The organism is Actinomadura sediminis (genome assembly GCF_042675525.1).
In the GTDB taxonomy this organism is placed as follows: Bacteria; Actinomycetota; Actinomycetes; order Streptosporangiales; family Streptosporangiaceae; genus Spirillospora; species Spirillospora sediminis.
Genome location: NZ_JBHTJA010000020.1, coordinates 57,292 through 78,207, shown reverse-complemented (window position 1 = coordinate 78,207; position 20,916 = coordinate 57,292). Strand labels below are relative to the sequence as shown.

Below are 20,916 nucleotides of genomic sequence, written 5' to 3'. Positions count from 1 at the left end.
CCGAGATCGTAGCTTCGGACAAAGGTCCATGTAAGTACTCGATTCTTAGACCTTCTTCTAATAGAGTGCTCCAAATCACAGGCGGTGCCTGCGTGCTCTGAGGAGCCCCGGTTTTCGCATGTGGTACCGGATCTCGGCCGAGACCGGAAGGCGCGCGAGGAGAAAGACAGGACGTCGCGCGCCCTTTTTCCGGCGACGGCGGTGAGCCGGCGTATCGGATGAGCGCCGACGTCCGAGAACGAAGGAGGCTGGTATGACCCTTCGCCCCGCCCCCCAGGGGGAGGTCGCCGGCTGATGGCCCTGAGTCTGTCCCGGGCCCCCGATCTGGCGCGCAGACGAGTCGAACGCACCCTCGACGAGACCGGGCTGCTGTGCGTGACCCTCCTGGAGGGCCTGCGCCGCACCTGGGACCTGCGCCAGTGGTGGGGCGAGTTCATCGAGCAGTGCTGGTTCCTCGCGCGGGTCACCGCCGTCCCGGTCATGCTGATCGCGGTGCCCCTCGGCGCGACGATCTCGTTGCAGGTCGGCGACATCGCGCGGCAGCTCGGCGCCGCGTCCGGCACCGGCGCGCTGCTCGTCGCCGCGATGATCCAGCAGGTCGCGCCGCTCGCGGCCGCGCTGCTGGTCTCCGGCGTGGGCGGCTCGGCGATGACGTCCGACATGGGCGCCCGCAACATCCGCGACGAACTGGCGGCGATGGAGGTCATGGGGATCAACCCCGTGCACCGCCTGGTCACCCCGCGGCTGTGGGCGGCCAGCACCGTCTCCGCGCTGCTGTGCTCCGTGGTGATCCTCGCCGGCGTGCTCGGCGGCTTCTACTTCAACGTCATCCAGCAGGGGGTCAGCCCCGGCGCCTTCTTCGACGGCGCCACGACCCTCCTGCAGTTCTCGGACCTCGTCGTGACCCTGTTCAAGGCATGGGTGTTCGGCTTCGTCGCCGCCGCCGTCGCCTGCTACATGGGCATGAACTGCGACTACGGACCCGTCGGCGTCGGCCGGGCGGTCAACCGGGCGGTGGTGGTCACCTCGATCGTGGTGTTCGCCATCAACTACGTCGTCGAGATGGTCTACCAGGTCCTCGTCCCCCGGAAGTTCTAGATGGTCGCCATTACCCCCGTACGCAAGCTGGGCCGGGCCGTGCAGACGCGGACGGCGGGCCTCGCGGCCTCCGCCAACCTGCCGGTGTTCCTCGGCCGGGTCCTCTACCACCTGTTCTTCGACATCATCATCCGCCGCAAGTACGGCAAGACGCTCGCCAAGCAGGTCAGCGACATCACCGTCGGCGTCGGCGCGCTCGTCATCGGCGGCGGCATGATCTTCGTGATCGCCACGATGTCGCTGGCGACCGGCGCGATGGTCGGCCTGCAGGGCTACCCGGGGCTGGAGCGCATCGGCGCCGAGGCGTTCACCGGGCTGATCTCCAGCTACTCCAACGTCCGCGAGGTCACCCCGATCATCGCGGGGGTCGCGCTGGTCGCGCAGGTCGGCACCGGCTTCACCGCCGAGATCGGCGCGATGCGGATCTCCGAGGAGATCGACGCGCTGGAGGTCATGGGGATCAACTCCCTCGCCTACCTGGTGTGCACCCGGGTCGCGGCGGGCGTGATCGCGCTCGTCCCGCTCTACCTCGTGTCACTGTTCATGGCGTTCTTCGCCACGCGGTTCATCACGATCCAGTACTTCGGGCTGTCGCCCGGCATCTACGACTACTACTTTCACCTCTACCTGCCACCGATCGACGTGTTCTACAGCGTGATCAAGGTGGCGATCTTCGCGTTCATCATCATGTTCGTCCATTGCTACCGCGGCTACTACGCCGCCGGCGGGCCGGTCGGCGTCGGCGTCGCCGCGGGCCGCGCGATCCGGGAGTCCACGATCCTGATGATCCTCATGAACCTGGTCCTGTCGTACATCTTCTGGGGCCACGGGAGCACTGTGGAGCTGACCGGATGAGCGACGAGACACTCTCCGCCCGCTCCCGGACGGTCTTCGGGCTGGTCGGCGCGGGCGTCCTGGCGGCGTCCGCGGCGCTGATCGCGGTCGGCGCGACGCAGGACCACGAGGGCTCCACGTACTACACGGCGCAGTTCGGGACGGCCGGGCAGGGCCTCGACCCGGAGAAGTCCGAGGTGAAGATCCGCGGCATCGAGGTCGGCACCGTCGCCTCGCTGGACCTGCGCGACGACGGCCGCGTCGCCGTCCGGATCCGGGTGGACGAGGGCGTGCGGATCCCCGACACGACCGTGGCGTCCATCGAGCCGGTGTCGGTGTTCGGGCCGAAGGACCTCACCCTGAACCTCGGCGCGCACGAGCTGACCGGCCCCTACCTGGAGGACGGCGGCCGCATCGCCAAGACGCAGGACCCGCAGGAGCTCGCCGACACCGCGTGGCCCACCTACGAGCTGACGCGGGCGATCAACCCGGACGACGTCGCGACGCTGCTGCACACGTTCGGCGCGGGGCTGTCCGGGCAGGGCCCGGCGCTGCGCCGGACGATCGACAACGGCGCGAAGGTGATCGACGCGACCCACCGGAACCGGGAGGTGATCCGGTCGCTGCTGAACGACATCACCGGCGTCTCGCAGACGCTCGGCGCCCGCGGTGACACGGTCACCGGGCTCGCCGGCGACTTCAACGAGCTGTCCGCGGTGATCAACGAGAAGCCCGACAAGGTGTCGCTGCTGCTGGACGAGGCGAGCGAGCTCGGGAACCGGGTCGGCGGCACCCTGCAGCGGCAGGGCGGCAACCTCGGCGAGGTCATCGACGGCGCGGCGGACGTCGCCCACGTGACGAACCGGCAGCTGCGCAACGTCCCGATCATGATCGACAGCCTGAACGGGTTCTTCCGGCTGCTCGCGCAGATCATCCGCATCCCGGGGCCCGAGGGCACGATGGTCGCGCAGGCGTCCAACCGGCTGCCGCTCGACATCTGCGCCATCATCCGCGACCTGTGCCCGACGACGTCCTTCGAGACGTCCTTCGGCGGCGGCGCGAACGCCCACGGGACGAACGCCGGCGGCGCGACCGCGAACGGAACGAACGGGACGCGCGCTCCCGGCACGAACGGGAGGCGGCCGTGAAGGGGAGGCCGCGCGGCAAGGCCGCGCGCGGGCCCGACTACCGGACGACGGCGAAGTTCGTCGTGTTCGTCGCCGTGACGGGCCTGCTGACGTTCTTCATCGGCCAGCAGATCCTCGGCACGACGTTCGCCGACCGGTACCGGCTGACCGCGACGTTCGACGACGTCACCGGGCTGGTGGAGGGCGACCAGGTGAAGGTCGCCGGGACCCCGGTCGGCCGCGTCGAGGGCATCGAGGTGGTGCGCGGCAAGGCCCGCGTCGAGATGGCCGTCGACACCGAGCTGAAGATCCCGGCGGACTCCACCGCCGCGATCCGCTGGCGCAACGTGATGGGCCAGCGGGTGGTCTACCTGGAGCCGGGGGCGAGCAAGGAGATGCTCGACGACGGCGACCGCGTCACGCACACGAAGTCGGTGGTGGACCTCGGCGAGATCGTCAACAGCATCGGGCCGCTGACCCGCAACCTCGACCCCGACCAGCTCAACAAGATCCTCTTCTCGTTCTCGCAGGCGCTCGAGGGCAACGAGCAGAACATCTCGGTGCTGACGAACAACCTGGACGTGCTGCTCCAGACGTTCGCGTCCCGCAAGGACACCATCCGGAAGATGATCGACGACTACGAGACCGTCAGCGGCGCGGTCGCGACGCGCGACAAGCAGATCGCGGCGAGCATCGACAACCTCGAGTCGCTCGTCAAGGTCTTCGTGGACAACCGGCGGTTGCTGGAGGACGCGACCGTGCAGATCGCCGGGGTCACCACGAACCTGAACCGGGTGCTCGGCGGCAACGACGCCCAGCTCGCCCGGATCATCCGGAACCTGGCGGAGCTGGGCGAGACGTTCCGGCTGAACGTCGACCAGCTCGAGCAGATGGTGCAGAAGCTTCCGCTGACGCTGCGGCAACTGTTCTCGGCCGCGAACGGCGGGCACTTCCTGCGCACCAACGCGCTCTGCCTGAACATCGTCCAGGGGCCGTGCCCGTTCGAGATGGAGCTGCCGAAGGCGCCCGGGACGGACGAGCCGACGCGCCAGGAGCTCGACAAGCTGCGGGCGCTGCTGACGAAGGGGGGCGAGTGATGGCGCTGAAGTCGCTGCGCGACGTCGACCAGAAGATCGTCGCGATCGTGACCCTCGCCGCCCTCGGCGCGGCCGTGACGTTCGCGTTCGCCGTCGGCCAGCTGCACCTGTTCGACCGCGGCTACACGATGAGCGGCGAGTTCACCGACGTGTCCGGCATCAAGCCGGGCGACGACGTGCGGGTCGCCGGGGTGAAGGCGGGCCGCGTCACCGGCGTCGAACCCGACTTCGACACCGGCAAGGTGATCATCACCTGGCATGTGGACGCCGGGATCGACCTCGGCCGGCAGACCCGCGCGGAGGTCACCACGACCACGCTGCTCGGCGGCCGCTACCTGAAGCTGTCGGGCCCCGTCCCGGAGAACGGGCCGTACCTGGCGAACCTGGACGAGTCGAAGCGGCGGATCCCGCTGGCGCGCACGAGCGTCCCGTTCACGGTCCCGGAGGCCCTGGAGGGCGCGCACGACATCGTCGGGCGGCTCGACCAGGAGAACATCGACCGGCTGCTCACCCAGATCAACAAGATCGAGTCGCCGGGGGCGAAGAAGCTGAACCGCATCCTGGTGAACCTCCGGGACGTGTCGCAGATGCTGAACGACCAGGCGCCGCAGATCGAGAAGCTCATCGACAACAGCAAGCAGATCACCGGGACGCTGGCGAGCAAGGACCGGCAGCTCCGGGAGATCATCGACTCGAGCCAGGTGCTGCTGCGGACGCTCGTGCAGCGCCGTGACGAGCTGGCCGCCACGATCGGGCAGGGCAGCCGGACCGTGCGGACGCTGTCGAACGTCATCGAGAGCAACCAGAAGGAGCTGGACAGGCTCCTCGACGACCTGCACCTGCTGACCACCCGCCTCGCGCCCAACATGGACGCGCTGAACACCGACTTCTCGCTGCTCGGCCCCACGTTCCAGCAGGTCGCGAACCTCAAGGGCAGCGGGCCGTGGATCGAGGGGCTGCTCACCGGCCTCGGCCCGATCCAGCCGCCGGGGCCGATCTCCACCCGCCGTCCCGCGGGCCAGGGAGGCAACTGATGACCCGCCGCTTCCCCCGCGCCCTGGCCGCCCGGGGCCGAGCCCTCGCCGCCGTGCTCGGCCTCGCCCTCGCGGCGTCCGCGGGCGGCTGCTCGATCGTCCCCGCCGCCGACGACGGCCGCACGATGACCGTCTACTTCCCGAAGGCCCGCTCCTTCTACCCCGAGTCGAAGGTGAAGGTCATGGGCGCCGACGTGGGACGCGTCGAGTCCGTGCAGAACCTCGGCGACAAGATCAAGGTGACGTTCACGATCCGCGACGACGTCCCGCTCCCCAAGGGGGTGCAGGCGTCGATCGTCCCGCTGAACCTGATCGGCGAGCGCAACCTCGTCCTGCACCCGGCGTGGAAGCCGGGGCAGCCGAAGGAGCAGGCCGACGAGATCCCGATCGAACGCACCCACGTGCCCGTCGAGGTGGACGACGCGCTGAGCGCGTTCACGAACCTCGCGGACGCGCTCGATCCCACGAAGATGCAGTCCGCGCTCGACACCGCGGCCGGGACCGTCCAGGGCAACGGCCGCCAGTTCAACGCCACGCTTGAGCAGAGCTCCCGGCTGGTCGAGAACGTCGCCGGGCAGGACGAGGAGCTGATCGAGGTCGCGGAGAACCTGCACCGGCTCGCCGGGGTCGTGCGCGGGCGCGAGCAGGTGCTCGGCACGCTGATCCGCAACTTCGGCGAGGCGACGCGGGTGCTCAGCAGCGAGCGCGGCGAACTCCAGGAGCTCATCAAGGGGATGCTGGTCCTCGCCGAGAACGGCCAGGAACTCCTCGACAAGTACGAGGGGCAGCTCCCGTACGACCTGGCGGTGCTCACCCGCACCGCGCTCGTCCTCAAGGGCAACTCCAAGGAGCTCGCGCAGCTCCTCGACGTCCTGCCGGGCATCAGCGACGCGCTCATCGGCGGCTACGACCCGGAGACGAAGTCGCTGTACATCCGGTTCGCGACGGACGCGTTCCTGCGGACCTGGCTGAAGGGGCTCATGGGCACCGACGAGGTCGGCTGCCCGCTGCCCCCGCCCAACTCGAACTGTCCGTGGGAGAACGGGGGAGGCAACTGATGCGCGGGCTGATCCTCGTCCTCGCCGCGGTCGTCGCGGTCGCGGTGTCCGGCTGCTCGTACCGGACGGCCGGCGCGCCGCAGGGCGAGCTGACCCTGACGGCGACGTTCGACGACGTCCAGGGGCTGGTCGCCGGGCACAGCGTGCAGATGTCCGACATCAAGGTCGGCAGCGTCACGAAGGTGGAGCTGACCGAGGGCTACCGGGCGCAGGTGACGCTGTCGATCGAGGACGGCGTCCGGATCCCGCAGGGCACCCGCGCCGAGATCAAGGTGACGTCCCTGCTCGGGGAGAACTTCGTCGACCTGCAGATGCCGCCGGGCGCGAGCATGAACGCCGGGCCGTTCGTCCCGGACGGCGGGACGATCGCCGACACCCGGGTGCAGCCGGCGTTCGAGGACGTCGTCGGGCAGGCCGGGCCGCTGATCAAGGCCCTCGCGGGGGACGATCTCGCGACCGTCGTCAACGCGGGCGCGTCGGCCCTCGACGGCAACGGCGAGAAGCTCAACATGACGATCGCGAAGGCGTCGGACCTCGTGCGGCTGTTCGCCGAGCAGCGGCGGTCGCTCGCCGAGTCGGTGGACCAGTTCGCGAGGCTGGGCCGCGACCTCGCCGAGCGGGAGGACGTCCTGGCCGCGGCGCCCGAGCAGATCGAGCGCACGACGCGGCTGCTGGACGAGAACAAGGAAAAGATCATCCGGGCGGTGGACGAGCTGACGAGGGCCGCCCGCGAGCTGAACAACAAGGTGCTCGTGGGGCGCATCGAGCGGTTCCGCGGGCTGCTGAAGGACATCGACCCCGTGCTCGCGCAGCTGGGGAACAGCCGCAAGCGGCTGACGAACCTGGTGGAGGGCATGGTCGAGTTCGAGACGAAGATCCCGCTCGCCACCTACGACGGCCAGTTGCTGCTCTACCCGCTGCTGGAGGTCGTCTGGCCGGACGGCACGCCGCTGATCCCGGGCGTCGGCGGGTCCGCGGGCGGCGGGTCGGCCGGTGGCGGCGGCGGTGGTGGCGGGCAGAAGCGCGACGCCGGCTCCCCGCGGCTGCCCGACGAGCTGGAGGGCGTGCTGCCGGGCCTCGAGAAGATCCTGGAGCCGCGCCGATGAAGAGACGGTTCGCGTTCGACCGCGTCACGATCAACCTGCTCGCGTTCGCCGTGCTCGCCGTGATCATGGTCGTGTGGGCGTTCGGGAACGTCGTGAAGTTCGACTTCATCGAGCGGCCGTACCACATCTCCGTGGAGTTCGAGTCGTCCCCGGGGTTGCAGCCGGGCTTCGAGGTCGACTACCTCGGCGTCCGGATCGGCAAGATCGACTCGGTGGAGCTGGTGAAGGACAAGGTCGTCGTCACGCTCGACATCGAGCGCGGCGTCGAGGTCCCCGAGGGCGTCACGGCGGCGGCGGCCCGCAAGTCGGCGGTCGGCGAGCCGGTCGTCGAGCTGACTCCCGGCCCGAAGTCCGCCGCCGCGCCGCCGCTGGAGGCGGGCGCGGTGATCCCGGTGTCGCAGACGAGCGTGCCGCCGAAGTACAGCGACCTGTTCGCCTCGGTCATCGACACGCTGCAGGCCGTCGACCCGCAGGACGCGAAGGTGCTCACGCAGGAGCTCGCCGCCGGATGGGAGGGCCGCGAGACCTCGCTGCGGCAGATCATCAACGGGTCCGACCAGCTCACCGCCACGTTCGCGCAGAACACCGAGCTGCTCGACGGCCTCACCAAGGACCTCGGCCGCATCACGCGCGTCCTCAACCAGAACCGGGGAAGCCTGGGCGCGGGCGTCGACAACCTCGCCGCGCTGACGGCCGCGCTCGGCCAGGTGAAGGGCGAGATCGGCGAGCTGCGCGACCGCGGGCCGGTGCTGCTCGACACCGTCAACACGCTGCTGGAGAAGACCGGCCCCGACTTCGAGTGCACCGTGCAGTCGCTCGGCACCTGGGGGCTGAAGCGGCACAACCCCGAGATCCTCAGCGACCTGAACGACACGCTCGCGAAGGCGCCGCAGCTCGGGGTCGTCCTCGACAACGTCATCGGCGGGCCCGAGGGCGCGCCCGTCCTGAACGTCGTGTTCATGCTCACGCTGCACGAGCCGGCGACGCTGGAGTACAAGTACCCGCTCCCGCAGCCGGCCGTGAACAAGGTCCCGACCTGCCCGGGCGGGCGGATGCCGGCGGAGACGAAGCAGGCTCCGTACAAGGCCAAGAACCCGGGGGACACGATCCCGACGCACGACCCGTCGATCGGCCGGGAGGAGGAGCTTCGGGCGCAGCAGGCCGCCGCGCAGGACGACACCGGTGGCGGCCCCCCGCCGTGGCTGATGTACGCGCCCCCGGTGATCGCGCTGATGGTGCTGATCAGGGTCATGGCGGGTTCCGTGCCCGTGGTGTCCCGGCTGTCCCGGCGGCGCCGCCGGGACCAGGACTGAGAGCCTAAGGAGTTACCCCATATGTCCAGCAGGGACGTCGACGAGGTCGGCACGGACGAGACCGTGGAGGCGGCGGACGCCGCCGCGCCGGAGCGCCCGGCGGCGCGCCCCGCCAAGCGCAAGCGGCGGGTGCGGGTCATCGAGGTCATCGACGACGAGGACCTCGACGAGGTGCTCGAGGCCCTCGACGCCGAGGAGGCGGAGGCGTCCGCGGACGACGTCGACGAGGAGCCCCCCGCCGGCCCGCCGAAGCCCGGGGCCGCCGCGAAGGCGAAGCCGAAGCCGCGTCCCGCCCGCCTGGAGCCTCCGCAGGACGAGACGGACGACGGCGCCACCGACGACGGCGCCGGCACCGGCGGCGCCGCCGAGGACGGCGGGCCGGTGAAGGCGCGGGTCAAGCCGAGCCTCCGCGAGCCCGCCGCCGCGGCCCCCGCCGGGCCGACGTACCTCGGCATGGGCCGCACGCCGCTCATCGTGGTCGTCGTCCTGGTCGCGCTGCTCGCGAGCGTCGCCATCTGGCAGTGGCGCAGCGCGAGCGGCGCGACGTCCGAGGCGGACGAACGCGCGGCGGTCGCGGAGGTCGCGTCCGCGTACGGGGACGTGGCGCTGAACTACAACGCGTCCAACTACCGGGCGCAGATGGGCAAGGCGCAGAAGCTGATGGGCGGCGACCTGCTGGAGAGCTTCGAGGAGTCCACGCTCCCGAACCTCGGGAACACCTTCAAGGAGAACCCGAAGCTGGCGCTGTCGTCCAAGACGAACCAGACGTTCGTCGGCACCGTGAACGGCCGGTTCGCGACCGCGGTGGTGATGGTCGACATCGACGTCACGACGAGCGAGGGCTCGACGTCGGCGCCCGGCACGCTGCTGCGGCTGTCCCTCGGCAAGATCGACGGCGAGTGGAAGGTGACCAAGCAGTACGCCTCCGGCACCGACGACTCGACCGCCGGCCGGCTCCCGGCGGGCACTCCCACCGGCGGCACCCCAACCGGAGGGACGGGCGGGGCGTCGCAGGAGCCGAAGCCCGGGACGAGCGAGAAGCCCGGGAACTGACCGCCCGGACCCCGGACCGCGCCCCGCCCGGCGGAAGCCGCGCGGGGCGCGGCGCGTTCTGCTGAGAAAGCGGACGAAGGCGGGCATGATGGCGGCGATGACGGAACGGCGGACGAGCGTGCCCGGGGCGGCCGACGAGGTGATCGGCGAGTTCGGGACGCTGCTGAGCACGGTCGCGCTGCTCGAGCGCATCGCGGGCCGCGAGCTGGAGCGCCGCTGCGGCATCCGGCACGCGGCGTTCGAGGTGCTGCTGCGGCTGTCGGCCGCCGGCCCCGACCGGCCCACGTCGATGGGCGAGCTGGCCGGGGAGCTGATCCTCACCAGCGGCGGGATGACCCGGCTGATCGACCGGATGGAGGAGTCGGGGCTGGTCGCGCGGCACGCCGCGCCGGGGGACCGGCGCGGCCGGCTCGTCGAGCTGACCGACGCCGGCCGCGCGAAGCTGGACGAGGCCATGCGGGTGCACGCGGAGACGCTGCGGCGGCACTTCGCGGGCCCGCTGACCGGCGAGGCGCGCCGCGGGCTGGTGGAGTCGCTGCGCACGCTCCGCGCGCACGCCCGCGAGGAACTCGAGCTGCGCTGACCCTCAGCGCGAGTAGTGCTCGACGACGAGCTGCTCGTCGCAGAGCACCGGGATCTCGCGCCGTTCCGGCAGCCGCGTGAGCCGCGCGGCGAGGGCGTCGTGCCGGACGTCCAGGTACGGCGGGACGTTCTCGGTGTGCCCGCCCGCGGCGGCGATGCGGAACGCGTCCATCGCGCGGCTCCGCTCGGCGATCGTGATGACGTCGCCGGGCGCCAGCCGGTAGGACGGACGGTCGACGCGGCGCCCGTTCACCAGCACGTGCCGGTGCACGACGAACTGCCGCGCCTGGTAGATCGTCCGTGCGAGCCCGGCCCGCAGGACGAGGGCGTCCAGCCGGCGTTCGAGGTCGACCAGGAGCGCCTCGCCGGTCTTGCCGCCCGACTTGGCGGCCTTCTCGAACGCGTTGCGGAGCTGCGCCTCGCGGATGTTGTACTGCGCGCGCAGCCGCTGCTTCTCCCGCAGCCGCACCTTGTAGTCGGACTCGTTCTTGCGGGCCCGCCCGTGGACGCCGGGCGGGTAGGGCCGCGCCTCGAAGTACTTCACGGACTTGGGCGTCAGCGGAATGCCGAGCGCCCGCGAGATCCGGACCTTCGGACGGGGGTTGTTCATGGCGGCTCCAAGTGGTTAGGTAGTCCTAAGTTAGGTAAGCCTAACCAACATAGCAAGGAGGCATGGTGCGACGAGCGGAGACCGACCAGCAGGACACCGGCGGCCCGCGCCTCGCCGGCGCCGCGGACCCCGGGGCCGTTTCCGGGCCCTCGCCGGCGGAAAGGGCGCGGACCCTCGCCTACGGGACGGCCGACGGCGTGCTCGTCGCGCCCGGCGTCCCGTACGCGCCCGTCCCGGCGCACACCACCGACCTCGACGGGCGGCCGCTGCTGCTCCTGCCCGTGTCGTCCCCGATCGTCGCCGCGCTCGCCGGGGAGCCCGACCTGCCCGCCACCCTCCGGGTCTGCGACGTCGCGCCCGTCCCGCTGCCCGACCGGGTGCGCGGGCGCGCGTGGCTGCACGGGTGGCTCACCGAGGTCCCGCCCGCCGAGCTGCGCGCCGCCGCGCTCCGGCTCTCCCGCCCGCACCCGCGTCCCGAACTGCTCGACCTCGCCGCGCCCGTCCCGCCGCGGCGGGCCGCGGGCGACGGCGAGGCGGACGAGGGCAGCCAGTGGACGATCCTCGCCCTCGAGGTCGCGCAGGTCGAGATCGACGACGCGTGGGGCAGCGCCGCCCTCGAACCCGAGGAGTACGCGGCGGCCGCGCCGGACCCGTTCGTCGCCGTCGAGGCCGGGATGCTCACCCACCTCGACGCCGCGCACCGCGCCGAGCTGAGAGGTCTGCTGCCCGAGTCGGTCCTGGCCGACATCGACGACGGGACGGGCGACGCCGTCCGGCCGCTCGGCATCGACCGGCACGGGCTGTGGCTGCGCTGCCGGATGCCGTGTGCGGACGGGGCCGTGACCTGCGATCTGCGCCTGCCGTTCCCCGAGCCGGTCCGGGACGTCCACGGTCTCCGCCGCGCCTACCGCGCCCTGTTCGCCCGCGCGAACCCGTAGCCGGGGCGCGGCACGTACGCCGCGAAGCCGTGCCGATGGCCGTGTTCTCCCGGATGCGGGACGGGGCCCCGCCGGGTGATCCTCGTTGCACCGGTCGCGGGCCGCGTCGCAGCGGCCCGGCCGGGGCGGATCCGATCGCCTGCCCGCCCTCGCGGGGTGGGTGGGCGGGCGACGGTCGTCCGCACCGGGATCACCGGGCGCGGCCGCGCCCGCGACCGGGCCTCTCCTCCACCCGGGCCACTCGGTCCGATTGGCTCTACCCGGTCGCGGTCGCGGCTCGCACGCTGGAGGCATGACCGCACGCGACCCGCAGACCCGCGCCGTCCACCCGCCCGTCCCGATCCCCGCGGGCAGCCGTCCCCTCGGCGTCCCGATCTACCAGGGGCACCTGTTCGGCTTCGACTCGGCCGACGCGCTCGCCGCCGCGTTCCGGGGGCCGGACGAGGCGTTCTTCTACTCGCGGATGGGCAACCCGACCGTCCGCGCGCTGGAGGAGGCCGTCGCCGACCTGGAGGGCGGCGCCCGCGCGCTGGCGACCGCGTCGGGGATGGGCGCGATCAACGCGGTGCTGACGGGCCTGCTGCGGTCCGGCGACCACGTGATCGCGCAGGCGTCCCTGTACGGCGGGACGCACGCGCTGCTGACCGACCTCGCCGAGCGGTGGGGCGTCGAGGTGACGCGCATCGGCGGCGACGACCCGGCCGAGGTGCGGGACGCGCTCCGCCCCAACACCCGGCTGCTCTACCTGGAGACGATCTCCAACCCCACCACGCACGTGACCGACGTGCCCGCCCTCGCGGCCGCGCTCGCGGGCACGGACGTGCTGACCGTCGTCGACAACACCTTCTCGCCGCTGCTGTTCGCGCCGCTCGCCCACGGCGCCGACGTGGTGGTCCACTCGACGACCAAGTACATCGGCGGGCACGGCGACATCCTCGGCGGCGCCGCCGTGTTCGCCGACGCGGACGTGCACCGCCGCGTGTGGGAGCACGCCCTCGAGCTCGGCGCGACCGCCGACCCGTTCGCGGCGTGGCTCGCCGTCCGGGGGATCGCCACCCTGCCGATGCGCATCGCCCGGCAGAGCGCCACGGCCCGCGACCTGGCCGGGCGCCTCGCCGCGCACCCGTCCGTCACGCGCGTCCACTACCCGGGCGTCCCGGACCACCCGCAGCACGACCTGGCGGGGCGTCTCCTCCCGGACGGGCACGGCGGCGTCCTGGCGTTCGAGCTCGCCGGCGGTCGGGACGCGGGCCGCGTCTTCTCCGAGGCGGTGCGGCTCATCGCGCTCGGCCCGTCGCTCGGGGACGTCGCGTCGCTCGTCATGCACCCGGCGAGCACGTCGCACCGGCAGCTCGACGCCGCCGCCCTCGCCGCCGCGGGCATCGGGGAGGGCACGGTCCGGCTGTCGGTCGGGCTGGAGGCGCCGGACGACCTGTGGGACGACATCGAGCAGGCGCTCGCCAAGGCGCACTGAGCAGGCGCTCGAAGGCGCACTGAGCAGGCGCTCGCCAAGGCGCACCGGAAGGGGGGCGCCCGCCGGGCGGACCTTAGAGGTAGAAGCCCGTGTCGGTCTCGGCGTCGCCGTCCTGCTCGGTGGTGCGGCGCTCGCCCTTGCGCAGCGCGGCGACCTCGGCGAGCGTCGCGCCCTCCGGGCCGATCTGCGCGGCGAGCGCGCCGTCGGGGTCGCCCGCGCCGTCGGGTCCGGCGAGCCACTCGGCGGACTCGTCCCGGGTGAGCCGCCCGACCTCGATCTGCGCGAGGCAGCGGCCCGGACGGACGACGGCGGGGTGCAGCCTCGCGAGGTCCTCGTTCGTCGTGATGGCGACGAGCACGTTGCGGCCCTGCCCGAGCATCCCGTCGGTGAGGTTGAGCAGCCGCGACAGGCCCTGGCCGGCGGACTGCTTGGCCTCGCCGCGGATGAGCTCGTCGCAGTCCTCGAGGATGAGCAGCCGCCAGCGGCTCTCGTCGTCGTCCTCGCCGACGGTGACCTTCATCAGGTAGCTCGGGGTGCCGAACAGCGACTCGGGGTCGAGCACGCAGTCGGCGTCGCACCAGTCGTTCCACGCGCGGGCGAGGGCCCGCAGCGCGGTCGTCTTGCCGGTGCCGGGCGGGCCGTGCAGCAGCAGGAGCCGGCCGGACACGTCGTCGGCGCCGAGCTTCATCACCGCGTCGAGCTGCTCGGCGACCCGCGCGGTGTAGTTCGCGCGGATCTCGTCCCACGGGTCGGCGGAGATGGCCCGTTCCTGCCGGACGGGGCCGTGCGGCGCCTGGTGCCAGAACCCCATCTCGACGCTGGTCTCGTCGGTCTTCGGCGGGTCGGTCGCGTCCTTCACCGACTGTTCGAGGACCGATTCGGCCAGCTCGTCGGTCACCGCGGACACCGCGACGTAGGCGATGCCGCTCGTCCACTTGTTGCTGAGCAGCGTCCACCCGTCGCCCTCGGCGAGCACCGACTCCTTGCCCTTCTCGTGCGCGACCCGCACCAGCCGGGCGCCGTCCGGGCGCAGCGGCGCCTCCGGACGGACGTGCGCCAGCCGCGTCGACCGCGACCAGGGCTGCTCCCCGGACGCGAACGGCCGCAGCGACAGCACGTCCATCACATCGGCGGGGGAGTTGCCGTCGTTGAGGTTGAAGACCACGGGCAGTGCCGCGTCCGGGCCGGGTTCGGTGACGTTCTCCCCGGGCTCCCTCGGCGTGATCAGGTGGACGACCTCCTGTGACGGCTCGTACGGCGTGGTCATGGTTCCGATGATCAGGCCCCGCGGCGGACGCCGTCCACCGAATTAGCCGAACCGGACGGGTTCGTCACGCCGGGTGCGTCCCGTCCGGGACGCGGGGGTTCGGGGGGAGGGCGGCGCGGGTCAGGACGAGCCGCCGCCGAGTTCGCGGGCTTCGCGGGCGGCCTTGCGGTCCTCGGCCTCCTTCAGGTCGAGCTTCTCGGCCTCCTCGGGCGTCGGGGCGGTGCCGCCGAGGTGGGCGGGCTGCCACCAGCGCTCGTTCTCCTTCGGGATGTCGGGGTACTCGCGCTGCGCCCGGTCGAGCAGCTCCGACATCCGGGCGCGCAGCTCGGCCGTGACCGCGTCGTAGTCGTCGCCGCGCTTGGGGTACATCGGCTCGCCGATGAGGATGGTGACCGGGATGTTGCGCTGGAGGAGGCGGCGCTTGCGGCCCTTCGTCCACAGCCGCTGCGGGCCCCAGATCGCGATCGGGATCAGCGGGGTCTTGGACGCCACCGCCATCCGCACCGCGCCGGACTTGATGTCCTTCACGGTGAAGGAGCGCGAGATCGTCGCCTCCGCGAACACCCCGACGATCTCGCCGCTCTTGAGCGCCTTGAGCGCGGCCGCGTACGAGGAGGCGCCCGCCTGCCGGTCCACCGGGATGTGGTGCATGCCGCGCATCAGCGGCCCGGCGATCCGGTTGTCGAAGATCTCCTTCTTGGCCATGAAGCGCGCGAGCCGCCCGGCGGGGTGCACGGCGAGCCCGGCGAAGATGAAGTCCAGGTAGCTGACGTGGTTGCTGACCAGCACCGCGCCCCCGGTGCGCGGGATCTGTTCGGTCCCCTCCAGGCGGAACTTGAGGTTCAGCGCCTTGAACACTCCGAGAGCCGTCTTGATCACCGGCGGGTACACGTATTCGGCCATGTCAGAACCGTACTTGAGCTCATCATGATCAGCGACCGGGACGGAGGAACCGCGATGCATCGCACAACGGGGGTCGTCTCTGAGAAGGTTGTGGTGTGACGTGATCCCGTGAACCGTGGAGGGGGATGAGCAATGGAACCGTTGGACGCGGCGGCGGACGTGCACGCGCTCATCCGCGACGTGCTGCCGGATCTGGCGCCGACCGCGTGGTTCGACCCGGGCACCTCGGAGGTGGTGCTGCCCGTCGGCCGGTCGGAGGCGCGGGCGTCGAGCTGGACGGTGCTGGAGCGCTGCGCCCGCGAGCCCCGCTCGGCCTGGCCGAAGGTCGTGGACGAGTGGGTGCGCGAGGTCGGGGACCGCGCGTTCCTCGCGGTCGGGGAGATGGAGCTGTTCGGGGACGTCCGCGAGCTGCTGCGGCTGCGGATCGTGCCGAAGCTCGCGCCGCGCGAGCGCGAGGGCCTCGTCGTCGTCCCGGCCGGGGACCACTTCGACGCGATGGTGATGATCGAGCATCCGCGCTACGGGGGGCCGCTGACGAAGGCGCGTGCGGGGCTGCTCGGCCTGCACAAGCTCGGTTACGTGATGACGAACACGCACGACCGCGAGCTCGCCGACGTCGAGGTCCGCGTGCAGCCGCTGCTGCCGGGCCAGAACGTCCGGGTCGTCGCGAAGCCGGGCAGCCGGTACGTGTCGGCGCTGCTCAGCGAGGTCGACCAGTTCCTGCCGTGGCCGAACGAGCACGGCGCGCTCGTCGGCGTCCCGTGCCACAGCACGCTGCTGCTGTACCCGATCACGTCGGCGGCGGTGCTGGACGTGCTGCCGGTGTTCGCCGACGTCGTCCGCGAGATGCACGCCGACGCCGACGACCCGTGCGCGCCGGGCGTCTACTGGAGCCACGGCGAGCGCCGCCTCACCCCGCTGGACCCGGACGTCCCGCCGTCCGGGTCGGACGAGTTCGCCGCGCTGCTGCGCCGCCTGCCCGAGGAGTCCTGAGCGGCTACGGCAGCTTCCAGTCGACCGGCGGGGCGCCCTGCTTCTGCAGGATCTCGTTGGCGCGGCTGAACGGGCGCGAGCCGAAGAAGCCGCCGTCGGCGGAGCGGGGGCTCGGGTGCGGCGACTCGATGCAGGGGACGCCGCCGAGCAGCGGCTTGAGGTTCCGGGCGTCCCGCCCCCACAGGATCGCGACGAGCGGGCGCCCGCGCGCGGCGAGCGCCCGGATGGCCTGCTCGGTGACCTGCTCCCAGCCCTTGTCGCGGTGCGAGCCGGGCTTGCCGGGCATCACGGTCAGCGCCCGGTTCAGCAGCAGGACGCCCTGCTCGGCCCACGGCGTGAGGTCGCCGGTGGACGGCTCGGGGTGGCCGAGGTCGCTGCAGTACTCGCGGAAGATGTTGACGAGGCTCGCCGGCAGCGGCCGGACGTGCGGCGCGACCGAGAAGCTGAGCCCGACCGCGTGCCCGGGGGTGGGGTAGGGGTCCTGCCCGACGATGAGGACGCGGACGTCGTCGAAGGGCTGGGTGAACGCGCGCAGGATCATGTTCCCGGCGGGGAGGTAGCGCCGCCCGGCCGCGACTTCCGCGCGCAGCCAGTCCCCGGCGGCGGCGATCGTCCCGGCGACCGGCTGCAGCGCGTTCGCCCAGCCGGCTTCGACGATCTCTGAGAGGGGGCGTGCCGTCATGGCGCCACACCTTAGCGAGACGATCCGACACGCCGCGGCTTGATCGGGCCGGTGAGGAATCCTGACCCCGCCCGCACGGAAAATGATCAAAACTTCCTGAAAACATGCTCAAAACATCGCGAGGTCAGGGCGGTATGCCGGGTTAAGTCCTTATTTCTTCTCGCTCACCATGTTGACCCGCCGCCCGGCCACGACATAACTCTCATGAGTAGGCAGGGCGCACGACGAGCGGACGGGACGAGAGCAATGGGCCAGCTGACCACCGTGGACGCCACCTTCCTCCACGCCGAGACCGGCACCACCCACGCGCACATAGCGGGCGTCGGCGTCGTCGATCCCGCGGGCTGTCCCGGCGGGCGGCTCACCGCCCCGCTGGTGGCGTCGCTGATCCGCGAGCGGGCGCACCTCGCCGCGCCGCTGCGGCAGCGGCTCGTCCAGGTCCCCTTCTCCCTCGACCACCCCTACTGGGAGGACGACCCCGACTTCGCGCCCGAACGGCACATCTCGGAGATCGGGCTGCCCGCGCCCGGCACCCGGCGGCAGCTCGCCGAGGTCGTCGCGATGCTCCACGAACGGCCCCTCGACCGCGCCCGGCCGCTCTGGGAGATCGTCATCATCCAGGGCCTCGAAGGGGGCCTCGCCGCCGTCTACGCCAAGGTGCACCACGCCGCGACCGACGGCGTCATGGCCGCCGAGACCCTCGCCGCGCTGCTCGACCTCACCCCCGAGCCCCGCGAGGTCCACCCCGAGGCCGAACCGGTCCCCGAACGCGCGCCCGCGCTCGGCGACATGCTCCGCACCGGCCTGCTCAAGGCCGCCCTGCACCCGCTGAAGGCCGCGCTGTCGATGGCCCGCGCCGTCCCGCACGCCGACGAGATCCCGGGCGTCGCCGCCATCCCCGGCGTGGGCCTCGCGTCCGCGTTCGTCCAGGGGGCGCTCCGCCGCGAGGGCCTGCCGCGCGTCCCGCGGTCCAGCGCGCCGCCCACCCCGTTCAACCGGCCGATCGGCCCGCGCCGCGCCGTCGCCTGCGGCGAGCTGCCGCTCGACGAGATCAAGCGGATCGGCCGCGGGCTCGGCGGCAGCGTCAACGACGTCGTCATGGCGCTGTGCGCGACCGCGCTGCGGCAGTGGCTCGACAAGCGCGGCGAGCTGCCCGACCGCCCGCTCGTCGCGGGCGTCCCGGTGTCGCTGCGCGGCGGCCGGCCGAGCGGCGACGCGGGCAACCAGGTGTCGATCATGACCGCGCCGCTCGCCACCCACATCCCCGACCCCGTCGTCCGGTACACGGCCGTCCGCCGCGACATGGACCTCGTCAAGCGCCGCTTCGCCGTCACGTCCGGCAACTGGGTGCGCGAGCTCAGCGGGCTCGTCCCCGCGCCCGTCGCCGGGCCGCTGACGCGGCTCGTCCTGCAGGCCGGCGCCGCCGTCTCGCTCCGCCCGATCAACCTGGTCATCTCGAACGTTCCGGGCCCGCAGTTCCCGCTGTACCTGTGCGGCGCCCGCGTCCTCGGCTACTACCCGATCTCGGTGGTGACGGACGTCAGCGGCGGCCTCAACATCACCGTGTTCTCCTACGACGGGACGGTCGACATCGGCATCGTCGCGTGCCGCGACCTCGTCCCCGACCCGGCCGAGATCATCGACCACCTCGAGGACGCGCTCGACGAGCTCAAGGCGCTCGCCGCGGACTGACGCCCAGCGCCGCCCGGTGCCGCCACGCCAGCTCCAGCGCGGCGGCGCCGGCCGGCTGCATCGGCGCCGGGACCGTCCCGTCGAACGGCGCCCGCGCCACCTCGCCCTCCGCGTTGACCTCGACCGCGTCGCCGAACAGCCCGGCGAACGCGTCGTCGTCGAACACCACCGCCGTGAGGACGTCGAGCGCGAGCGTCAGCGGGTCGACGCCGAGGCCGAGGAAGTACGCCCGCGCCCGCCCGTCCGTCCGGGCCGCGGTGAGCGCGCGGTGGAAGGGCCACGCGTCCTGGTCGAAGCCGTCGCCGTAGTCCTCGTCGCGGCCGAGCACCTCCTCGGCGTACTCGCGGACCATGCAGCGCCAGAGGTCGAGGTCGCGGCGCTCGTCCTGCGGGCGGAGCGGCTGGAACACCCCGACCGGCATCACCTGGAACAGGCCGCCCGCGTGCGCGACCTTCGCCGCGTCGCGCCGGTGCAGCAGGTACGTGCCGGACGCCGTCAGCGTCACGGTCGTGATCGCCGGGAGGGCCGTCCGGCGGGCGAGGTCGCACGGGTCGCCGATCCGCTCCCGCAGCCCGCGCCGTCCCGCCGCCAGCTCGTGCGCGACCGCCTCGCCGACGTTGACGCCGTCGAAGTACCGTGCGGGCGACAGCCGCAGCGCCGGCCCCGGCGCGACCCCGACGAGCCGGTAGGCCGGGCGGTCCTCGAACACCGCCGGCCGCGCGAGCGCCCCCAGGGCCTGCGCGTACGTCCGGTACCCCGCGGGCAGGCCGTCCGGCGGGCCGGCGACGGCGGGCGGCGCGGGGGACGGGTCCCACTCCAGCCGCACGTCGCCGAGCGGCACCGGCGCGTCCGGCACCCAGCCGTCCGCGCACCGCAGCGGCGTGCCCGCGACGCGCGGGACGTCCGGGTACAGGCCGTCCGCGACCTCCCCGAGCCGTGCCCGCGCGGCGTTGAGCGCCGCCCGTTCGTCCCGCCACCGCGCCGCGTCGTCCATGCCCGCCAGCTTATGGACACCCGCGGGGCGCCGGTCGCCCGCGCGGACGCCGCGCGCCCGGACGGTCGATTCCCGATCGTCCGGGCGCGGCGGCCGCGGGCGGGCGTGCGCCGGGGCGGTCACGCGGCGCGGGCGGCGAGCTCGCGCTCGATCTCCTCCTCGACGAGGTCCATGTTGATCATGCCGGCGGACCAGACGGCGTCGGCGGCGGCGATGATCACCTGCCCGGCGGGCTTGACCACGTTCCCGGCCGCCCACACGCCCGGGACGCTGGTGAGGCCGAACTGGTCGGTCTTCACCTGGCCCTCCTCGGTCAGCTCGCAGCCGAGGTCGGTGAGCGGGCCGGAGCGGGCGATCATGCGCGGGCCGAGGAAGACGGCGTCGCACGGGACGGTCGTCCCGTCCGCCAGGTCGAGGCCGGTGACGCGGTCGTGCTCGACGACGAGCCGGGCGGGCTCGCCCTCGACGACGGTGACGCCGCGCGCGGCCAGCCGGTCGGCGTCCGCGCCCCCCGGCGCCTCGGCGGTGACGAACACGACGTCCTTCGACCACTGCGTGATCAGGAGCGCCTGGTGCACCGACATGGGGCCGGTCGCCAGCACGACGATCTTCTGGTCGCGGACCTCCCAGCCGTGGCAGTACGGGCACATCTGCACCTCGCGGCCCCAGCGTTCGCGCAGCCCCGGGACGTCCGGGAGCTCGTCGGTCACGCCGGTGGTCACCAGGAGCCGCCTGCCGTGCAGGACGGTCCCGTCCCGCAGGGTGACCGCGAAGCCGTCGGCCGTGCGCTCGGTGCGCTCGGCGACGCCGTCGATGATCTCGCCGCCGTAGCCGCGGACCTCGGTGCGGCCGATCTTCCGCAGTTCCTCCGGCGGCATCCCGTCCCTGCTCAGGAAACCCTGCATGTGCGCGACGGTCGCGTTGCGCGGCTCGCCGGAGTCGACGACGGTCACGCTGCGCCGGGCGCGGGACAGCACGAGTGCCGCGCTGAGCCCGGCCGGGCCGCCACCGATGATCAGTACTTCTCGCTGCTCGTTCCCCAGGTGTTCGCTCATGTTCCC

At 72.6% G+C, this 20,916-nt stretch carries 20 protein-coding genes; 14 read left to right on the top strand and 6 right to left on the bottom strand.

Features of this window, described 5'->3' with window-relative positions:
* Window positions 1-294 precede the first annotated feature (294 nt).
* From ACFQ11_RS13565 to ACFQ11_RS13520, 10 genes are all read left to right on the top strand, one after another.
* Window positions 295-1,098 carry an MlaE family ABC transporter permease gene (locus ACFQ11_RS13565; RefSeq protein ID WP_378298644.1) on the top strand — a complete coding sequence of 268 codons (804 nt, stop codon included), beginning with the start codon at window positions 295-297 and terminating at the stop codon, window positions 1,096-1,098.
* Complete coding sequence (locus ACFQ11_RS13560) at window positions 1,099-1,953, top strand: ABC transporter permease (RefSeq protein WP_378298643.1); 855 nt, start codon at window positions 1,099-1,101, stop codon at window positions 1,951-1,953.
* Window positions 1,950-3,080 carry an MlaD family protein gene (locus ACFQ11_RS13555; protein ID WP_378298642.1) on the top strand — a complete coding sequence of 377 codons (1,131 nt, stop codon included), beginning with the start codon at window positions 1,950-1,952 and terminating at the stop codon, window positions 3,078-3,080. Before ACFQ11_RS13560 ends, ACFQ11_RS13555 begins: the two co-directional genes overlap by 4 nt.
* Complete coding sequence (locus ACFQ11_RS13550) at window positions 3,077-4,156, top strand: MlaD family protein (protein ID WP_378298641.1); 1,080 nt, start codon at window positions 3,077-3,079, stop codon at window positions 4,154-4,156. The genes ACFQ11_RS13555 and ACFQ11_RS13550 overlap by 4 nt, the downstream gene beginning before the upstream one ends.
* On the top strand, window positions 4,156-5,190 hold the full coding sequence (locus tag ACFQ11_RS13545) for an MlaD family protein (RefSeq protein ID WP_378298640.1): 1,035 nt from the start codon (window positions 4,156-4,158) through the stop codon (window positions 5,188-5,190). The genes ACFQ11_RS13550 and ACFQ11_RS13545 overlap by 1 nt, the downstream gene beginning before the upstream one ends.
* The gene (locus ACFQ11_RS13540) at window positions 5,190-6,248 is read left to right on the top strand and encodes an MCE family protein (protein WP_378298639.1); all 1,059 of its coding nucleotides are present in this window, start codon (window positions 5,190-5,192) and stop codon (window positions 6,246-6,248) included. Before ACFQ11_RS13545 ends, ACFQ11_RS13540 begins: the two co-directional genes overlap by 1 nt.
* Complete coding sequence (locus tag ACFQ11_RS13535) at window positions 6,248-7,354, top strand: MCE family protein (protein ID WP_378298638.1); 1,107 nt, start codon at window positions 6,248-6,250, stop codon at window positions 7,352-7,354. The genes ACFQ11_RS13540 and ACFQ11_RS13535 overlap by 1 nt, the downstream gene beginning before the upstream one ends.
* Window positions 7,351-8,667, top strand: a complete 1,317-nt coding sequence (locus tag ACFQ11_RS13530) for an MCE family protein (RefSeq protein WP_378298637.1) — start codon at window positions 7,351-7,353, stop codon at window positions 8,665-8,667. Before ACFQ11_RS13535 ends, ACFQ11_RS13530 begins: the two co-directional genes overlap by 4 nt.
* A gap of 21 nt (window positions 8,668-8,688) precedes the next feature.
* Window positions 8,689-9,720 (top strand): hypothetical protein, encoded by a 1,032-nt coding sequence (locus tag ACFQ11_RS13525; RefSeq protein ID WP_378298636.1) that lies wholly within the window; start codon window positions 8,689-8,691, stop codon window positions 9,718-9,720.
* Window positions 9,721-9,817: 97 nt separating this feature from the next.
* Complete coding sequence (locus ACFQ11_RS13520; protein ID WP_378298635.1) at window positions 9,818-10,303, top strand: MarR family winged helix-turn-helix transcriptional regulator; 486 nt, start codon at window positions 9,818-9,820, stop codon at window positions 10,301-10,303.
* 3 nt (window positions 10,304-10,306) lie between these two features.
* On the opposite strand, the gene rpsD is transcribed toward ACFQ11_RS13520, so the two are convergent.
* Complete coding sequence (rpsD, locus tag ACFQ11_RS13515) at window positions 10,307-10,912, bottom strand: 30S ribosomal protein S4 (RefSeq protein ID WP_378298634.1); 606 nt, start codon at window positions 10,910-10,912, stop codon at window positions 10,307-10,309.
* Window positions 10,913-10,974: 62 nt separating this feature from the next.
* On the opposite strand from rpsD, the gene ACFQ11_RS13510 reads away from it, so the two are divergent.
* Both ACFQ11_RS13510 and ACFQ11_RS13505 read left to right on the top strand, forming a co-directional pair.
* On the top strand, window positions 10,975-11,850 hold the full coding sequence (locus ACFQ11_RS13510) for a DUF2470 domain-containing protein (RefSeq protein WP_378298633.1): 876 nt from the start codon (window positions 10,975-10,977) through the stop codon (window positions 11,848-11,850).
* 292 nt (window positions 11,851-12,142) lie between these two features.
* A complete protein-coding gene (locus ACFQ11_RS13505; RefSeq protein WP_378298632.1) occupies window positions 12,143-13,324 on the top strand; it encodes a trans-sulfuration enzyme family protein in 1,182 nt (393 codons plus the stop codon).
* A 73-nt stretch (window positions 13,325-13,397) separates the two neighbouring features.
* On the opposite strand, the gene ACFQ11_RS13500 is transcribed toward ACFQ11_RS13505, so the two are convergent.
* Both ACFQ11_RS13500 and ACFQ11_RS13495 read right to left on the bottom strand, forming a co-directional pair.
* Complete coding sequence (locus ACFQ11_RS13500; RefSeq protein WP_378298631.1) at window positions 13,398-14,591, bottom strand: DUF5925 domain-containing protein; 1,194 nt, start codon at window positions 14,589-14,591, stop codon at window positions 13,398-13,400.
* Between the two features lie 120 nt (window positions 14,592-14,711).
* On the bottom strand, window positions 14,712-15,494 hold the full coding sequence (locus tag ACFQ11_RS13495) for a lysophospholipid acyltransferase family protein (RefSeq protein ID WP_378298630.1): 783 nt from the start codon (window positions 15,492-15,494) through the stop codon (window positions 14,712-14,714).
* A gap of 132 nt (window positions 15,495-15,626) precedes the next feature.
* Between ACFQ11_RS13495 and ACFQ11_RS13490 the strand changes: the two genes are divergently transcribed.
* A complete protein-coding gene (locus ACFQ11_RS13490) occupies window positions 15,627-16,487 on the top strand; it encodes a hypothetical protein (protein ID WP_378298629.1) in 861 nt (286 codons plus the stop codon).
* A 4-nt stretch (window positions 16,488-16,491) separates the two neighbouring features.
* Here the strand turns inward: ACFQ11_RS13490 and ACFQ11_RS13485 are convergent, their stop codons facing one another.
* Window positions 16,492-17,169, bottom strand: a complete 678-nt coding sequence (locus tag ACFQ11_RS13485) for a uracil-DNA glycosylase (protein ID WP_378298628.1) — start codon at window positions 17,167-17,169, stop codon at window positions 16,492-16,494.
* 246 nt (window positions 17,170-17,415) lie between these two features.
* Here ACFQ11_RS13485 and ACFQ11_RS13480 point away from each other — a divergent pair, with 246 nt between their 5' ends.
* Complete coding sequence (locus ACFQ11_RS13480; RefSeq protein ID WP_378298627.1) at window positions 17,416-18,861, top strand: WS/DGAT/MGAT family O-acyltransferase; 1,446 nt, start codon at window positions 17,416-17,418, stop codon at window positions 18,859-18,861.
* Here the strand turns inward: ACFQ11_RS13480 and ACFQ11_RS13475 are convergent.
* Both ACFQ11_RS13475 and ACFQ11_RS13470 read right to left on the bottom strand, forming a co-directional pair.
* Window positions 18,839-19,855 (bottom strand): hypothetical protein, encoded by a 1,017-nt coding sequence (locus ACFQ11_RS13475; RefSeq protein ID WP_378298626.1) that lies wholly within the window; start codon window positions 19,853-19,855, stop codon window positions 18,839-18,841. The genes ACFQ11_RS13480 and ACFQ11_RS13475 overlap by 23 nt on opposite strands.
* 119 nt (window positions 19,856-19,974) lie before the next feature.
* A complete protein-coding gene (locus ACFQ11_RS13470) occupies window positions 19,975-20,910 on the bottom strand; it encodes an NAD(P)/FAD-dependent oxidoreductase (protein WP_378298625.1) in 936 nt (311 codons plus the stop codon).
* Window positions 20,911-20,916: the final 6 nt, after the last annotated feature.

Coding starts and splice junctions, on each gene's coding strand:
- ACFQ11_RS13565 (WP_378298644.1), top strand. CDS start 295: ATGGCCCTGAGTCTGTCCCGGGCCCCCGATCTGGCGCGCAGACGAGTC.
- ACFQ11_RS13560 (WP_378298643.1), top strand. CDS start 1,099: ATGGTCGCCATTACCCCCGTACGCAAGCTGGGCCGGGCCGTGCAGACG.
- ACFQ11_RS13555 (WP_378298642.1), top strand. CDS start 1,950: ATGAGCGACGAGACACTCTCCGCCCGCTCCCGGACGGTCTTCGGGCTG.
- ACFQ11_RS13545 (WP_378298640.1), top strand. CDS start 4,156: ATGGCGCTGAAGTCGCTGCGCGACGTCGACCAGAAGATCGTCGCGATC.
- ACFQ11_RS13540 (WP_378298639.1), top strand. CDS start 5,190: ATGACCCGCCGCTTCCCCCGCGCCCTGGCCGCCCGGGGCCGAGCCCTC.
- ACFQ11_RS13535 (WP_378298638.1), top strand. CDS start 6,248: ATGCGCGGGCTGATCCTCGTCCTCGCCGCGGTCGTCGCGGTCGCGGTG.
- ACFQ11_RS13530 (WP_378298637.1), top strand. CDS start 7,351: ATGAAGAGACGGTTCGCGTTCGACCGCGTCACGATCAACCTGCTCGCG.
- ACFQ11_RS13525 (WP_378298636.1), top strand. CDS start 8,689: ATGTCCAGCAGGGACGTCGACGAGGTCGGCACGGACGAGACCGTGGAG.
- ACFQ11_RS13520 (WP_378298635.1), top strand. CDS start 9,818: ATGACGGAACGGCGGACGAGCGTGCCCGGGGCGGCCGACGAGGTGATC.
- rpsD (WP_378298634.1), bottom strand. CDS start 10,912: ATGAACAACCCCCGTCCGAAGGTCCGGATCTCGCGGGCGCTCGGCATT.
- ACFQ11_RS13510 (WP_378298633.1), top strand. CDS start 10,975: ATGGTGCGACGAGCGGAGACCGACCAGCAGGACACCGGCGGCCCGCGC.
- ACFQ11_RS13505 (WP_378298632.1), top strand. CDS start 12,143: ATGACCGCACGCGACCCGCAGACCCGCGCCGTCCACCCGCCCGTCCCG.
- ACFQ11_RS13500 (WP_378298631.1), bottom strand. CDS start 14,591: ATGACCACGCCGTACGAGCCGTCACAGGAGGTCGTCCACCTGATCACG.
- ACFQ11_RS13495 (WP_378298630.1), bottom strand. CDS start 15,494: ATGGCCGAATACGTGTACCCGCCGGTGATCAAGACGGCTCTCGGAGTG.
- ACFQ11_RS13490 (WP_378298629.1), top strand. CDS start 15,627: ATGGAACCGTTGGACGCGGCGGCGGACGTGCACGCGCTCATCCGCGAC.
- ACFQ11_RS13485 (WP_378298628.1), bottom strand. CDS start 17,169: ATGACGGCACGCCCCCTCTCAGAGATCGTCGAAGCCGGCTGGGCGAAC.
- ACFQ11_RS13480 (WP_378298627.1), top strand. CDS start 17,416: ATGGGCCAGCTGACCACCGTGGACGCCACCTTCCTCCACGCCGAGACC.
- ACFQ11_RS13475 (WP_378298626.1), bottom strand. CDS start 19,855: ATGGACGACGCGGCGCGGTGGCGGGACGAACGGGCGGCGCTCAACGCC.
- ACFQ11_RS13470 (WP_378298625.1), bottom strand. CDS start 20,910: ATGAGCGAACACCTGGGGAACGAGCAGCGAGAAGTACTGATCATCGGT.